Source organism: Catenuloplanes indicus (assembly GCF_030813715.1).
Classification (GTDB): domain Bacteria; phylum Actinomycetota; class Actinomycetes; order Mycobacteriales; family Micromonosporaceae; genus Catenuloplanes; species Catenuloplanes indicus.
Window position 1 is genome coordinate 3307382 of record NZ_JAUSUZ010000001.1, and the last position, 15001, is coordinate 3322382.

Genomic DNA, 15001 nt, shown 5'->3' on the forward strand with positions numbered 1-15001 from the left:
CGACGCCTTGCTGCCCTCCAGAGTACCCACCCTCCCCCGCCGGTCTCATCCGAGTTACCGGTGATTCGGCCGAACCCGAATTCGTTTCTCGGCCGGCCGCGTCCGTCCTAGGTTCATCGACATGGAGAACGCGATCGAGGCTGAAGGGCTGCGGCGTACCTACCGCAGCCGCACGGGGTGGCTGAGACCGAGGACCACCGAGGTGCACGCGGTGCGCGGCGTGGACCTGACGGTGGGCCGGGGCGAGCTGTTCGGCCTGCTCGGACCGAACGGCGCCGGCAAGACCACCACCATCAAGATGCTGAACACACTGCTCATCCCGTCCGCCGGGACCGCCCGGATCTGCGGTTTCGACGTCGAGCGGCAGACCCGCGAGGTGCGCCGGCGGATCGGGTACGTGTTCGGCGGCGACCGGGGCCTCTACGAGCGCCTCTCCGCGCTGGACAACCTGCGGTACTTCGCCGAGCTCTACGGCGTGCCCGCGCGCGAGCAGAGGCGCCGGATCGCGGAGCTGCTGGAGCTGGTCCGGCTGACCGGCCGGGAGAACGAGCGGGTCGAGGGCTACTCGCGCGGCATGCGGCAGCGGCTGCACATCGCGCGCGGACTCCTGCACGCCCCCGAGGTGATCTTCCTGGACGAGCCGTCGATCGGCGTGGACCCGGTGGCCGCCCGCGAGCTGCGCGCGACCGTGGCCAACCTGGCCGCGACCGGCACCACCGTGCTGCTGACCACGCACTACATGGCGGAGGCGGACGAGCTCTGCGACCGGATCGCGGTGATCGCGGACGGCGAGATCCAGGCGCTCGGCACCCCCGCGGAGCTGCGCCACCGGGCGGACGGGCGGCGCGTGCTGGAGATCGAGGCCTACGGCGTACCCGCTGATGCCCTCGAAGATCTGCAAAACCTTCCGGGGGTACGGGAGGCGGCCGTCGAGGAGCGCGGACAGGTGCAGGTGGTGACCGTGCAGTCGGACGCGGACGTCGACGTGCAGCAGGACGTGCTGCGCCGGCTGGACGGCGTGCGACTGGGCCGGGTGACGTCCCGCGAGCCCACGCTGGAGGACGCGTACGTCGCGATCATCTCGGCGGCCGGGAAGAAAGAGCCGGTGATCGTGTGAGTTCCCTGCGGATGATCGTCATGGGGATGCTGTTCCACATCAAGCACGTGTCCCGGTCGTCGTTCGAGATCGCGGTGTTCGTGGTGGTCCCGGTGGTGCAGGCATCACTCGCGGTCTACCTGTTCCGCGCGTCCGCGGAACCGCAGAAGCTGCTCCAGGCCGCGGTCGGCGCCGGGATGATGGGCGTCTGGTCGTCCGTGCTGTTCGGCGCGGGCGGCGCAATCCAGTCGCAGCGCTGGCAGGGCACGCTGGAGATGCTGATGCTGGCGCCGCGCCGGCCCGTCATGATCTTCCTGCCGATCACGCTGGCGCAGGGCGTGATCGGCAGCTACGCGCTGCTGGCCACGCTCGTCTGGGGGCGCGTGCTCTACGGCATCCGGCTGGACTTCGCGCGCCCGTGGGCGTTCCTGGTCGCGGCGCCGGTCACCGTGCTGTCGCTGGGCGCGTCCGGGATCCTGCTGGCGTCGCTGTTCGTGCTGCTGCGGCACGCGAACGCGCTGCAGAACGCGCTGGAGTACCCGATCTGGCTGCTCTCCGGCATGCTGCTGCCGATCGCGTCGCTGCCCGGGTGGACCGGTCCGCTCGCGGCCGCGCTGCCGACCACCTGGGGTGCGCGGGCGATGCGCGAGGCGACGGTCGGCGGTGCGGTCTGGCCGTCGCTGGCCTGGTGCACCGGCATCAGCGCGGCCTGCCTGGCGCTCGGCGCGCTGTCCCTGGTCCACGTGGAGCGGCGGGCCCGCGCGGCGGCCACGCTGGCGCTGGCATGAGCGGCCCGTTCCGGCTGCTCGGCATGGGCAGCGTGATCGCGTACCGGGCGCTGTTCAACTGGACGACGCCGGCGGTCTTCGTCGGGTCGCTGCTGGTCGGGCCGCTCTTCCAGCTGATCTTCTTCGCCTACGTGGGCCGGCAGCTCGCGGTCGGCGACGACCGGTTCTACATCGTCGGCAACGCGGTGCTGGCCGCGGCGTGGACGTGCGTGTTCGGCGGCACCATGGCGATCGGCAACGAACGCCGGTTCGGCACGCTCGGGCACGTGCTGCTCTCCCCGCGCAGCCGCACGCTGATCTTCCTGGGCCGGGCCACGCCGTACGCGCTGAACGGGCTGTTCGTCGCCGCGGTGATCCTGGCGACCGGCGCGACGTTGCTCGGGCTGCACATCCCGGCGCCGGCGATCCCGCTGCTGGCGCTGTGCCTGGCCGCGGGCGCGATGGCGTCCGCGTTCTTCGGGCTCACGCTGGGCGCACTCGGGCTGCGGTTCCGCGACATCTGGGTGATCTCGAACGTGACGTCCGCGCTGATGGTGCTGCTCACCGGCGTGAACGTGCCGCTCGATCAGCTGCCGGCCGGGCTGCGCGCGATCGGCTCGGTGCTGCCGATCACGCACGCCGCCGCGGCCGCCCGGGACGCTGCCGCGGGTGCCGGGCTCGCCGAGATCGCGCCGGATCTGCTGACCGAGGCCGGCATCGGGCTGGCGTACGCGGTGCTGACCGCGGTGCTGCTGCGCGTCTTCGAGGCGGAGTCCCGGCGGCGGGCCTCACTGGACACGCTGTGAGACGTAGGCTGCGTCGATGACGTCCCTGGCGGAGGCGGTCGACGCGATCGCCGAGGAGCACGGGTTCTCCGGCGTGGTGTCGGTGGACCGGGGTGGCCGGGCCGAGTTCGCGAAGGCGTACGGCCCGGCCGACCGCGCATACGCGATCCCGAACACGGTGGACACCCGGTTCGCGATCGCCAGCGGCGCGAAGGCGCTGACCGCGCTGACCGTGGTGAGCCTGATCGAGGACGGCGTGCTGCGCCTGGACACGACCGCACGGTCGCTGCTGCGCGACGACCTGCCGCTGATCGACGACCGGGTGACCGTGGAGCAGCTGCTCGCCCACCGGTCCGGGATCGGCGACTACCTGGACGAGGACGACCCCGATCTGGACCTCGACGACTACCTGCTGCCGGTGCCGATGCAGCAGCTCGCCGCGCCGGAGGACTATCTCGGCGTGCTGGACGGGTACGCCGCGAAGTTTCCGCCCGGCGAGCGGTTCAGCTACTGCAACGCCGGTTACGTCGTGCTGGCGCTGCTCGCGGAGCGGGCCAGCGGCGTGGGCTACCACGAGCTGGTCCGCAGCCGGGTCTGCGCACCGGCCGGGATGCGCGACACCGAGTTCCTGCGCTCCGACGAGCTGCCGGACCGGACCGCCCGCGGTTACGTGCCGGCCGGGGACGGGCGGTGGCGCAGCAACGTCTTCCACCTGCCGGTGCGCGGCGTCGGCGACGGCGGTGCGTACACCACGGTGGCCGACATGAGCGCGTTCTGGCGGGCACTGTTCGCCGGGCGGATCGTCCCGGCGCGGTGGGTGACCGAGATGGTCCGGCCGCGGCAGGACGTGCCCGGCGAGCGGCTGCGCGCCGGCCTCGGGTTCTTCCTGCACGAGACGCGTGACCAGGTGACGCTGATCGGGCAGGACGCCGGGGTGTCGTTCATGAGCGTGCACGACCCGGCGTCCGCCCTCACCTACACCGTCATCGGGAACACGTCCGCCGGGGCCTGGCCGGTGCTCCGGCCGCTGCGCGAGCGGTTCTCCGGCTGAGTCACGGGCGCGGCAGCGTCCGGCGGAACAGCGACCGGCCGTCGATGTCGCGCAGGTCCACGGTGAACGCGCCGGTGCGTGCGTCGATGTTGACCTCGCCGAAGTGCTGGAAGCCGGCGGCCGGTGAGGTGTTCGCGGCCGGTGGCGCGTTCACGAACACCGCCTCCGGGCCGAACGTGCCGTCCAGCGCGTTCGGGCCGAACGCGCCCGCGTGCGCCGGGCCGGAGACGAACTCCCAGAACGGCGTGAAGTCCTGCACCGCGGCGCGCGCCGGGTCGTAGTGGTGCGCGGCCGTGTAGTGCACGTCCGCGGTCAGGAACACGATGCCGCTGACCCGCGCCCGGTGTGCCTCCCGGAGCACGGTGTGGATCTCCAGCTCGCGGCCGAGCGGCGCGCCCGGGTCACCCTGGGCCACGCCCTCCTGCGCGGTCCCGCCGTCCGGCACGACGAGGCCGATCGGCAGGTCGTTCGCGATCACCTTCCAGGTGGCCCGGGACCGCTTGAGCCCGTCGATCAGCCACCGCTTCTGCGCGGCGCCGAGCAGGCCGCGGTTCGGGTCGGCGTACGTGTTGCCGTCGTTGACGTCCTTCACCGTGCGCATGTCCAGCACGAACACGTCGAGCATCGGGCCGTACGACAGCTTGCGGTAGATCGGCCCGGACAGGTCCGGGATCGGCAGGTACTCGAAGTACGCCTGCCGTGCACGCCGGGCCAGCACGTCCACCCGCTTCTCGGTGTACCGGGCGTCCTCCAGGATCTCGCCCGGGTACCAGTTGTTCGTGACCTCGTGGTCGTCCCACTGATTGATCTGCGGCACCTCGGCCGCGAACCGGCGGTACGGGTCGTCGAGCAGGTTGTACGCGTACTGGCCGCGGTACTCGTCGAGCGTCTCCGCCACCTTGGACTTCGCGTCGGTCACCACGTTCGTCCACACGGAGCCGTCCGGCAGCGTCACGGACTCGGAGATCGGGCCGTCCGCGTAGACGGTGTCGCCGCTGTGCAGGAAGAAGTCGGGCCGTCGCGCACGCATCGAGTCGAAGATGCGCATGCCGCCGAACGCCGGGTTGATGCCCCAGCCCTGGCCGGCCACGTCCCCGGTCCAGACGAACCGGATGTCGTCCCGGCCGGTGGGCGCGGTGGTCAGCGAGCCGGCCAGCGGCGCGGAGGCCCGGCGGTCGCCCTCCACCCGTACCCGATAGAAGACCTTCTCGCCGGCCGGCAGGTCACGCAGCCGCACCTTGCCGGTGAAGTCCGAGCCCGCGGTCAGAACCGGCCCGCGCACCAGCCGCGCGCCACGGAAGTCGGGCCGCCGGCTGACCTCCACCAGCATCCGCCCGGCCCGGTCGGACCGGGTCCAGACGATCGCGGAGTTCGCGGTCGCGTCGCCGCTCTGCACGCCGTGCGTGAGCACCGGACGGCCGCCCGGGTGGAACGCCGGGCCCGCGCTCGCGGCGCCGGCCAGCAGCTGACCACCGATGATGCCCGCGCCGGCGCCGAGGCCCGCCCGGAAGAGTCCACGCCTGTCAATAGTCATGCCAGTCGGTCTACCGACCGAACCTTGCGCAGCGGCGACGAACCACCAAATCCCACACGAAGCCGGTACGGGTTTTGCGGGACCGCCCACGGATCGGACAGGGAGGAGCGCCAGCGACGACCGGTGCCCGCGGGAGCATGCGGAAGGTGCCCAGGCCGGAAGCGGGAACATCAAGATCTTGATCTCCCCGGCCCCGGCCTGGCCCACAGCTCGCGGCCGCGGAACGACCGGTCACGTGGTCAGCGGAAGGTCAGGCCTTGCCGGGGAACCAGAGGTCGATCTCACGCTTCGCGGACTCCGGGGAGTCGGAGGCGTGCACCAGGTTCTCGCGGTTGGACAGGGAGAAGTCGCCGCGGATGGTGCCGGCCGCGGCCTTGCGGCCGTCGGTCGCGCCGATCAGCGCGCGGGTGACCGTGATCGCCTCGTCGCCGGAGAGGACCAGCGCGACGAGCGGACCGGACGTGACGAACTCGCGGAGCGGCGGGTACCACGGCTGCTCGGTGTGCTCGGCGTAGTGGGCGTCCGCGGCGGCGGCATCGATCGTACGCAGCTCCATCGCGTCGATGGTCAGGCCCTTGCGCTCGAACCGTCCGAGCAGCTCGCCGACGAGGCCGCGGCGGACCGCGTCGGGCTTGAGGAGCACGAGCGTGCGCTCGGCCGGGGTGGTGGTGGACACCGAACTGCCTCCTGGGGTGGATCACCGCGTTCCCGATGGAACCGGCGTGACGTTGGGTACTCAGACTAATAGCCGCAGGTTGCGGGGCAGCCGTCACCCAGCGGATGACCTGGCCCTTCCCATCCCCCTGCGAACCGGCCTAGCCTGGTTTTCAACACTCCCGGGAGGTCCACTGTGGCGAACGGTACCCGACCGATCGCGCCGATCCGCAAGGTGAGCGCCGCCGTCCTCGGCACCATCGCGGTGTTCATCATGCTCTTCGGCGCGGGCATGACGAGCTGGCCGATCGCGGCGCTCGGCATCGCGCTGCTCGTCCTCGCCATCAGCCTGCTGGTGACGAACGTGATGCGCCGCGGCCCGCGCGCGCTGGTCCAGGGCACCGCCGAGGTCCGCAGCATCTCCGAGGCGCCGGTCGGCCAGCAGTACGGCCGGGCCGAGATGCAGGTGCGGATCGACGCGCCCGGCCTGCCGATCGCGGACGTGCGCATCCGCGATCCGCGAGTGCCGGTCAACAAGTGGCCCGACCCGGGCGCGCTGCTGCCCGTCCTGGTCGCGATGGACGACATGCGGTACGCGCGGATCCAGTGGGACGACGTGCTCACCCACGCGGAGGCCGCGGCCGGCATGGGCGAGACCGCGTTCCTCGCACCGGCCGACGAGGACGTGGACGAGATGCTCCGCGAGGCGGAGCAGACACCATGGGACCGGCGCGCGGACGACAACCCCGGCGGTACGCCGCTCTACACCGACGAGGGGTACGCGGCGAGTCCGTACGCGACCGAGTCGTACCCGCCGGAGCCGCCCGCGGGCGGTGGCGGCGGCGCTCCGGCCGGCGGCGACATCCCGCACGGCCGCACACCGCAGGACGACCGGCCGAACCCGGTGGTCATCCGCGAGACGCCCGGCGGCGGGATAGTGCTGGAGGGCAGCTTCGTCGCGAAGGACGACCCCGGCGTCACGCAGCTCCCGCACCGGGCCCGCCGCCCCCGCCCGCACCGCACGGATGCGGCCACGGCCGGGCACCCGACCGGCACCGCGCTCGCCGATCCGCCGCCCGCACCCGGCGCGCGCTCGGTGCCCGACTGGGACGACGACGACCGCGACCCGGAGACCGACGTACCGCTCGACGGCCCGTGGTCGTCCCCACCGGAGGAGACCGCGGACCGGCCGTCCGTGGGCGTGACCGACGCCGGGCGGGCCCGCATCTCCGGGCTGGACGTGCCGGACGGCGACTACTCACCGCGCACCCGGTCGGCGGCCGACCTGGACCCGGAGATGGGCTCGGCGTACTCACCGCGCGGCGCGTCCACGACGGCGCCGCCGGCCGGCTACTCGCCGCGGGTCGCGGGCGACACCGCGGACCGGGGAGCCGGCTATTCGCCGCGGGTGGTGCGCGAGTCGTCCGAGGCCGGCGAGGGTTACTCGCCGCGGCCGGTGCGCGACGTGGAGGGTGAGGCGCGGTCGAATCCGGGGCGGGCACCGCGGAGCGAGGGCCGGTCGGCCGCTCGGCCGCGCAGTACGGACGACGATGCGGAGGATGACACACGGGCCTCGTCCGCCGAGAGCCGCGGGCGGCGGACGGATGAGGACGTAGCGGCACCGAGGCCGTCGCCGTTCGTGGACGACGAGGCTTATGCGGATCATGACTCGCACGTCGAGGACGACGCCGCGGCTGGTTCGGCTGCGGAGACTGAGTCTTTCGCTGAGTCCGGTGCCGCTGCTGCGCCTGGTTCCGGCGACGAGTCCGGTTCCGCCGGTGGGACCGGTTCTGCCGCGGGGGGCGCGTTCCGCACCGCGGCCGCGGCGGCGGCCGGGGCGGCCGTGGGAGCGGCGGCGGCGCGGTTCCGCAATCGCCGGGATCGGGAGCCGGCGGGCGGCGATCATGAGCCGGAGGAGGTCACGGGCGATCGGCCGGCGGCGCGGGACCGCTTCGCGTCCGACGCGGATCTGGATCCACCGTCGCCGTGGGCGCGGCCGGCCAGGGAGCGGGATTCGGCACCGGGTGGTGAGCCGGCCGAGTCCGATGTGGCGCCGGGCGGTGAGCCGGCGAAGGCCGATGCGGCGCTCGGCGGTGAACCGGCCGAGGGCGGTGTGGCGGCGGGCGGGGTCCGGCCGCGAGGTCCGATCACCGGGCCGGCCGATGTCGCGGTGGAGGGGCCTGCGGTCGCGGCGCCGTCGGCGAGCGCGGCACGCAGCCGCCCCGCCGCGATGCCGGCCGCAGGCCCGGCCCCACGTGCCGATGACGATGACCTGGCAGGACGCCGGCCGGGCCGCCGGGGACCGAGCGATGGCGACGGCACCGGCGAGCGTGATGGCGACGCGGGTCCGCGTGGCGGAGATGTCGGCCGGCGTGGCGATGACCCGGCGACGGGTGCCGATCGTGGCGTCGTATCGGATCGAACGTCGGCGGCCGGTGCTGCCGGTCCCCGGCCGGTCGCCGGGCCGGGGCCGGTCGGCGAGCAGCGGCCGGGTGGCAGAGCGGCGGGAAGTGCGCCGGGTGGTCCGGTGAAGGGTCTGATCGCGGGCGTGAAGGGGCTCCTCGGCCGACTGGCCGGGCCGGCATCGCGCGATGATCACGGCCCGGCCGCGCGCAAGCTGGCCACCGCGCCGAGGCCGCCGGCCACCCCGGCCGGGAACGATCTGGGCCTGCCGTTCGAGGAGCAACGTGCGGCACCGAGGCCACGCCCGGCGCCCGGTGAGCACCGCACGGCACCCGGCGAACCGGACACGACGACGGCTCGCACCACCGCGACCCCGGCCGAGCGGCATCCCGGCCGGACACCGTCCGATGAGCTGGACGTCCCGATCGACGACGAGCGGATGACCGCGTCCCGATCGGACGCGGCGGCACCGGGCGGCACGTCAACGGCGGCCGCCGCCGGTGCCGTAGCGGCGGCAGCAGCGGCCGGTGCGGCCGCGGCAGCCGCCGACCGGGAGTCCGGGACTGCATCCGACCTGCGGTCCGACCGTGCCTCCGGCACATCCGCCGACGGTGCCACCTCCACCGGACCGGCCGTCAACCGGGACATCGCCGCGGACGCGGCCACCGGCCGGGACAGTGCCGCGAAAACCGCGGGCAGCGAGGACACGGGCGCGGGGCACGCGGGTTCGCCGGATGCAGCGGCCGGTGCGACGGCTGCGGCCCCGCGGGCGGCAACGCCGGAACCCGCGGATGACGACATCGACATCGCGCTGCACGATGACGTCGATCTTCCGCTCGACGACGGCCCGCAGACGCGGGCACCGAGTCGGGTCGTGCCGGGTGGACGCGTTGCGCCCGCATCGGACCCGGTTCCGCTCACCGATCCGACGATCTCGCCGGCCGGCGACGCCAACCGGTCTGACCTCGACGACGGAGACACCGGCGGCCGCACCACCGCGACGGCCACGTCTGGCGGGGTCAGCGGCGACGCCGAGCCGGTCGCCACCGGTGACCCGGCCGGCACGCCGGACCCGGCTTCTCCGCCGGATCACAAGCGCCGCGCCACGGTCAGCGACAGCACCATCGAGTCTGATGATTCCGCGCCCGGCGAATCCGGCGGGCCCGCGCTTGGTGGCCCTGCGCCCGGGGAACCAGCATCCGCCGGGCCCGCGCCCGGCAAATCCGGCCAGTCCGCGTCCGGCGAGTCGGCGACCGGCGGGTCCGCGGCGACCGGCGCCGTGTCCACGCCGGTGGACGGCGGTGCCCGGAGCATGCCCAGGCGGGAGGCGGACGTTTCGGCGCCACCCGCAGCGGGCGGCATGGTGCGGTTCACCGCTCGCCCCCGGGTTCCGGCGGATCAGGAACACGCCAGCCCGAGCGTGGCCGCGCCTCCTGCCCGTTCTGCGGAGCCGTCGCCTGGCGGCCGTGCCGCATCATCGGCGGCCGCGGGCACACCGGAGCGGGATATCGCCACCCATGAGCGCGGCGGCTCCAGGCACCGCGACGCCGACCGGCACGACGACCGCACCGGCCGGGGCGAATCCGGTATCGGTGCCGATCAGCGCAACGCACGCACCGACCAGCGTGCCGCCGGCACGGACCAGCGCGACGGCGGTGGTGTGGGTGGGCGCGACCGTGGCGGGGTCACCAGGGACCGCGTCTCCTGGGCGAGTACTCCACTGCCCGCGGACGCGCCCGAACTGGCGCCCCGTCGCTATGCCGGTGCCGGCGAAGAGCAGTCCGGTGACGCGCGGGAGGCCAGCCGATCGCGTCCCGGCGGGAGCGGTGGGCACCCGTCCGAGTCCGCGTGGTCCACGCCACCGGGAACCGCCCGGCGCACTCCCCCACCGGTCGGCTCCGGCCGCACGATCTCCGCCAGTCCGACGCCCTCCGACCTCACCGCGCCGGACGCCCGCCAAGACGTGTCCAGCGACCGGAACACGCCCGCCGAGCGGAACCTGTCCAGCGGCCCGAACGCAGCCGCCGGTACGAACGTGTCCACCGCCTCGGGCGCGGACACGACCGGGGAAGCGGCCGCTGCCGGGCAGACCGGGGCCGGCGGCGAAGGTCCGTCCGCGCGTTTCGTCGCCCCGGCCACGGTCGGCCATGACGTGCGGCCTTCGGCGAGCAACGACCCGGAAACCGACCGGACCGGCACCGAACACCCGGCTGGTCCGCGCACCGAACACCCCGCCGGGCCGGGCACCGAACCGGCGGGGGCAACCGCCCCGCCGACCGTTCACCCGGGCCGCCCGGTCGCGCCCACCCATCCGGACACCAGCCGAACCGCCACCGGCCCGGACACCGGTTGGCCGACCGCAAGCCGGGACGCTGACGGACCGGCCACCGGCATCGAGGCCGGCCGGCCGGTGACCGGACCGGCGACCGCGCATCCGACCGCGGGCATGGGAACGACCCGGCCGGCTCCGTTCCGGCCGGACGAGAGGGCCGACGGCGGCGACCCGGGCACCGGTGCGGAGGGCAGCCGGCCGGCACAGCCGAGCGCGACACCGAAGCTGCCGCCGAATCCACGGCTGCAGCGCCCGACCGGCAACAAGATCGGGCCGCCACGGCTGCCGAAGCGGCCCACGACGATCGAGATGACGCTCATCTCACCGCATTCGCTGCCACCGCTGGAGACGGAAGCTCCCACGGCACCCCAGGCGCCCGCACCGCCCCAGGACGATGCGACACCGTCCACCGCCGACAGCCCGGGATCGGACTCCGGCTCCCGGACGACCGCACCGGAGGCAACCGGGCCCACGGCCGTCACACCGGATGCCGCGAACGGGACGAGCTGGCCGGGAGCGCTGGCCGACGACGTCCGCGCGGCAGGTTCCCGCGATGACCACGGAACGGCGACGCCGCCCGAGGACGGCACCGGACCGATGTCCGAGCACGGCGGGCTGGGACCGGTGCTCGGGGCTCAGGTCGTTCCGGGACCGTGGAGCGCGGGCGACGCCCCGCCGGCCGCGCTGCTCGGCTCGGCGACCACCCGCCCCACCACCCACGCGGATCCGGACCCCGAAGCCCGGAAAGCGGCCACCGGCGCAGACACCGACACCGCTCACGACGCGACGGGTACGGCGCCGGAGGCTCCGGGCAGCGGCGCGGCTCCGGGCGTACCCGCGCGGGATGTGCCGGAGTCCGCGGAACCGGCGGCGGACGACGCGGGCGGCACCGGTACGCACGCCGCTCCCGGTCCGCGGGAGCTCGGCGCCGGTCCGCCGGTGTCCGGGATCGGGACCGTCGGGTGGCGGGACGTGGATCCGGCGACCGCGCCGGACCGGCCGCTGAGCCGGGGTGCGCACCGCGCGCCGGAGGAGGTGCCGGCCCGGTCGCGGTTCTCCGACGAGGCGGGCGGCGCGGCGCTGGATGACCTGATCACGGCGTATCCGAGCGCGCGCCCGGGTGCCTCGGGCGGGATTCACGGTGTCGGCATCACGATTCTCGTGACGGAGCTGGACCGCTCGATCGAGTTCTACCGGGACGTGCTCGGCTTCCACGAGATCGACCGCGGCGAGCGGAACGTGTTCCTCGCGTCCGGTGACACGCGCCTGGTGCTGCGCACCGTGTCCGAGTCACTGCCGGCGCACGTGCGGACCGTGCACGTGAATCTGGAGGTCGGCGACGTGCAGGCGGTCTACGACGCGTTGCGTCGGAAGGGTGTCGCGTTCGCGCACGAGCCGCAGCCGCTCAACCGGGGCGAGCGGCTGGAGCTGTGGGCCGCCGCGTTCTCCGACCCGGACGGCAATGGCATTACGGTGTCCCAATGGAGGACCGCTCCACCCGTCTGACCCGGTTCGTCCGGTTCGGCCGCCCCCACCCGGGGGCGGCCGCGCTGTGGGCCGTGTTCGTGGCGACCGCGATCGTCTCGTCCGTGCTGGTGCTGCACCGCGCGCCGGACGACCGGCTGTCCGACCTGCACATCTATTACGGCGCGGCCGAGGCGGTCCGGGCCGGTGACGCGCTGTACGGGTTCGTGGCGGAGAACGGCGGTCCGTTCACCTACCCGCCGTTCGCCGCGGTCCTGTTCCTGCCACTGACCTGGATCCCCGAGCTGACGCTGCGGATCGTCTGGCTCGCGGCGACGGCCGGTGCGGTGGCCGCGATCGGCGCGGCGATGTCCCGCCTGGTGCCCGCGCGGCGCACCGCACTGCTCGCACCACTTCTCGCGTTCGCCGTGCTGATCACCTCGTCCGCGCAGAGCAACCTGCGGTTCGGGCAGGTCAGCGCGTTCCTGGTGCTGCTGGCGCTGGTCGACGCGGCCGGTCTGACGCCCGCCCGTCACCGGGGCGTACTGATCGGTGTGGCGGCCGCTATCAAGCTGATCCCGCTGCTGTTCGTGGTCTTCCTGGTGTGGTCCAGGCAGACCGGCGCCGCGGTACGGGCGGCCGTCACGTTCGCCGGCTGCGCCGTGCTGGGCGCGCTGGCCCTGCCGTCGGACAGCTGGACGTACTGGTCCGGCACGGTGCTGCGCACGTCCCGGATCGGCGACCTGGCCTCGACCGGCAACCAGTCGATCAACGGCATGTTGCTGCGCGCGGGTGTCCCGCAGACCGCGGTGTGGGTCGCGGTGGCCGGCGCGGTCTGCGTCGTGGCGCTCTGGCACGCGCGCCGCGCGCACCTGGCCGGCGAGCCGGGCCGGGCCGCCGTGCTGGCCGGTTGCGCGACCGTGGCCGCGTCGCCGGTCTCCTGGACGCACCACCAGGTGTGGCTGCCGCTGGCGGCGATCATGTTGATCACCGCGGGCGGCGGACGAGCCAGACCCGTCGCCGGTACGGTCCTGCTGTGCGCGGCCGTGCTCTCGCCCAGCACGGTGCTGCGCGCCGCCGGGGCGTACCCCGGCCTGGCATTCCTGGGTGACAACGCGCGGACGCTGGCCACGATCGCGGTGTGCCTGACCGGGCTCGGCCTCGCCCGGGCCGCCGGTTCCCCGCCGGTGCTGCCCCTGCCCCGCTCGGATCCCGGCCGCCGATGGTCGCGGCTAGGACAGGATCGTCTTGCGTACGTGCAGCGCGTAGAGCCAGACCAGACCGAAGATCACCCCGAGCGCGGTCAGTGACCAGTGCAGGAAGCCGCCGGCCAGTAGCACGATCTGCAGCGCGCTGCCACCGTGCCAGGCCCATGGCCGGCGCATCAGGCCGGCCAGCGCGATCGCGGCCACGGTCAGCGTGATGACCAGGCCGATCGCGACCGGTCCCAGTTCGCCGCCGAGCAGCCGGATCGGCTGGATGGCGAGCAGCAGGATCACGGCTTCCATGATCAGGGTGCCGGCGCCGAGGCCGCGCACCGCGCCCTCCGGGTTGCGCAGCCCGGAGGGCTTACGGTCGGGCGTGCTCATCGCTTCAACAGCGCCCGTGCGTCCGCGACCGTCACCATCGAGCCGGTGATCAGCACGCCGACGCCGCTCATGCCGCCCTCGGTGTCCGACTCGGCCAGTTCGACCGCGCGCTCGATCGCATCCGGCATGTTCGGCAGTACGTGCACCCGGTCCTCGCCGAAGATCTCGTCCGCGATCTGGGCCAGTTCCTCCGGCGCCATGCAGCGCGGCGACGAGTTCCGGGTCACGATGATCTCGGAGAGGACCGGTTCGAGCAGCTCGAGCACGCCCTCCACGTCCTTGTCGCCGAGCATCGCGACGATGCCGACCAGGTTGCGGAACATGAACTCGTCCTCGACGGCCTTGACCGTGGCGGCCATGCCGTGCGGGTTGTGCGCGCCGTCGACCAGGATCGTCGGCGCGTGCCGGACCCGCTCCAGGCGGCCGGGCGAGTCGACGTTCGCGAAACCCTCCCGGACGATGTCGATGGACAGCTCCTTGGCGTTGCCGGCGCCGAGGAACGCCTCGACGGCGGCGAGCGCGACGGCCGCGTTCTGCGCCTGGTGCTCGCCGTGCAGCGGCAGGAAGATCTCGTCGTACCGGGCGCCGAGGCCCTGGAGGTTGAGCATCTGGCCGCCGAGCGCGACGGCCCGCTCGATCACCCGGAACTCGCCGCCCTCGCGCGCGATGGTGGCGCCGACCTCGGCGCACCGCTCCAGGATCGGCCGCGCCGCCTCCTCGTCCTGCACCGACGTGATCACGGTGGCGCCGGCGTGGATGATGCCGGCCTTGGCCAGCGCGATGTCCTCGATCGTGTCGCCGAGCCACTCGGTGTGGTCCAGGCCGATCGGGGTGATCACGCAGACGCCGGCCTGGATGACGTTGGTGGCGTCCTCCGCGCCGCCGAGCCCGACCTCGACCACGGCCACGTCGACCGGCGCGTCCGCGAACGTCGCGAACGCCAGCGCCGTGGTCATGTCGAAGTAGGTCAGCGGCTCCGCGTTCCGCGCGTCGATCAGCTCGGCGAGCGGCTCGACCTCGGTGTAGACCGCGGCGAACCGTTCCTCGGAGACCGGTTCGCCGTCCAGGCTGATCCGTTCGCGGACCGACTCCAGGTGCGGGCTGGTGTACCGGCCGGTGTGCAGCCCGTACGCCCGCAGCAGCGAGTCGATCATCCGGGCCGTCGACGTCTTGCCGTTCGTGCCGGTCAGGTGAATCGACGGGTACGCCCGCTGCGGGCTCCCGAGTACGTCGAGCAGGTCCTCGATCTTGCCGAGGTCGAACTCCATGCGGGTGAAGCCGCGCCCGTCGAGCGCGGCCACCGCCTCTTCATAACTGCTCATGCCG

The 15001-nt window shown here is 73.8% G+C and carries 10 protein-coding genes; 6 read left to right on the forward strand and 4 right to left on the reverse strand.

What is annotated here, in order from left to right:
• Nucleotides 1–121 precede the first annotated feature (121 nt).
• The 4 genes from J2S42_RS14810 to J2S42_RS14825 are packed head-to-tail and all read left to right on the forward strand — an operon-like array spanning nucleotide 122 to nucleotide 3699.
• Nucleotides 122–1117, forward strand: a complete 996-nt coding sequence (locus J2S42_RS14810; protein WP_307239551.1) for an ABC transporter ATP-binding protein — start codon at nucleotides 122–124, stop codon at nucleotides 1115–1117.
• Complete coding sequence (locus J2S42_RS14815; RefSeq protein WP_307239553.1) at nucleotides 1114–1884, forward strand: ABC transporter permease; 771 nt, start codon at nucleotides 1114–1116, stop codon at nucleotides 1882–1884. The genes J2S42_RS14810 and J2S42_RS14815 overlap by 4 nt, the downstream gene beginning before the upstream one ends.
• Nucleotides 1881–2669 carry an ABC transporter permease gene (locus tag J2S42_RS14820; protein ID WP_307239555.1) on the forward strand — a complete coding sequence of 263 codons (789 nt, stop codon included), beginning with the start codon at nucleotides 1881–1883 and terminating at the stop codon, nucleotides 2667–2669. The genes J2S42_RS14815 and J2S42_RS14820 overlap by 4 nt, the downstream gene beginning before the upstream one ends.
• 16 nt (nucleotides 2670–2685) lie before the next feature.
• Nucleotides 2686–3699, forward strand: a complete 1014-nt coding sequence (locus J2S42_RS14825; protein ID WP_307239557.1) for a serine hydrolase domain-containing protein — start codon at nucleotides 2686–2688, stop codon at nucleotides 3697–3699.
• A gap of 1 nt (nucleotide 3700) precedes the next feature.
• Here J2S42_RS14825 and J2S42_RS14830 read toward each other — a convergent pair whose 3' ends face one another.
• The gene (locus J2S42_RS14830; RefSeq protein ID WP_307239559.1) at nucleotides 3701–5233 is read right to left on the reverse strand and encodes an alkaline phosphatase D family protein; all 1533 of its coding nucleotides are present in this window, start codon (nucleotides 5231–5233) and stop codon (nucleotides 3701–3703) included.
• 250 nt (nucleotides 5234–5483) lie between these two features.
• Nucleotides 5484–5909, reverse strand: a complete 426-nt coding sequence (gene ndk, locus J2S42_RS14835; protein ID WP_306826366.1) for a nucleoside-diphosphate kinase — start codon at nucleotides 5907–5909, stop codon at nucleotides 5484–5486.
• A gap of 174 nt (nucleotides 5910–6083) precedes the next feature.
• Between ndk and J2S42_RS14840 the strand changes: the two genes are divergently transcribed.
• Both J2S42_RS14840 and J2S42_RS14845 read left to right on the forward strand, forming a co-directional pair.
• On the forward strand, nucleotides 6084–12128 hold the full coding sequence (locus J2S42_RS14840; RefSeq protein ID WP_307239560.1) for a VOC family protein: 6045 nt from the start codon (nucleotides 6084–6086) through the stop codon (nucleotides 12126–12128).
• Nucleotides 12104–13396 carry a glycosyltransferase 87 family protein gene (locus J2S42_RS14845; protein WP_307239562.1) on the forward strand — a complete coding sequence of 431 codons (1293 nt, stop codon included), beginning with the start codon at nucleotides 12104–12106 and terminating at the stop codon, nucleotides 13394–13396. Before J2S42_RS14840 ends, J2S42_RS14845 begins: the two co-directional genes overlap by 25 nt.
• On the opposite strand, the gene J2S42_RS14850 is transcribed toward J2S42_RS14845, so the two are convergent.
• Both J2S42_RS14850 and J2S42_RS14855 read right to left on the reverse strand, forming a co-directional pair.
• Nucleotides 13319–13675, reverse strand: a complete 357-nt coding sequence (locus tag J2S42_RS14850) for a DUF4233 domain-containing protein (protein WP_307239564.1) — start codon at nucleotides 13673–13675, stop codon at nucleotides 13319–13321. The two genes, J2S42_RS14845 and J2S42_RS14850, sit on opposite strands and share 78 nt — an antisense overlap.
• Complete coding sequence (locus J2S42_RS14855) at nucleotides 13672–14997, reverse strand: bifunctional folylpolyglutamate synthase/dihydrofolate synthase (RefSeq protein WP_307239567.1); 1326 nt, start codon at nucleotides 14995–14997, stop codon at nucleotides 13672–13674. Before J2S42_RS14855 ends, J2S42_RS14850 begins: the two co-directional genes overlap by 4 nt.
• Nucleotides 14998–15001 lie beyond the last annotated feature (4 nt).

Excerpts from the sequence above, each read along its gene's own strand:
- J2S42_RS14845 (WP_307239562.1), top strand. The coding sequence starts at position 12,104 with ATGGAGGACCGCTCCACCCGTCTGACCCGGTTCGTCCGGTTCGGCCGC.
- J2S42_RS14810 (WP_307239551.1), top strand. The coding sequence starts at position 122 with ATGGAGAACGCGATCGAGGCTGAAGGGCTGCGGCGTACCTACCGCAGC.
- J2S42_RS14820 (WP_307239555.1), top strand. The coding sequence starts at position 1,881 with ATGAGCGGCCCGTTCCGGCTGCTCGGCATGGGCAGCGTGATCGCGTAC.
- J2S42_RS14825 (WP_307239557.1), top strand. The coding sequence starts at position 2,686 with ATGACGTCCCTGGCGGAGGCGGTCGACGCGATCGCCGAGGAGCACGGG.
- J2S42_RS14830 (WP_307239559.1), bottom strand. The coding sequence starts at position 5,233 with ATGACTATTGACAGGCGTGGACTCTTCCGGGCGGGCCTCGGCGCCGGC.
- J2S42_RS14855 (WP_307239567.1), bottom strand. The coding sequence starts at position 14,997 with ATGAGCAGTTATGAAGAGGCGGTGGCCGCGCTCGACGGGCGCGGCTTC.
- J2S42_RS14850 (WP_307239564.1), bottom strand. The coding sequence starts at position 13,675 with ATGAGCACGCCCGACCGTAAGCCCTCCGGGCTGCGCAACCCGGAGGGC.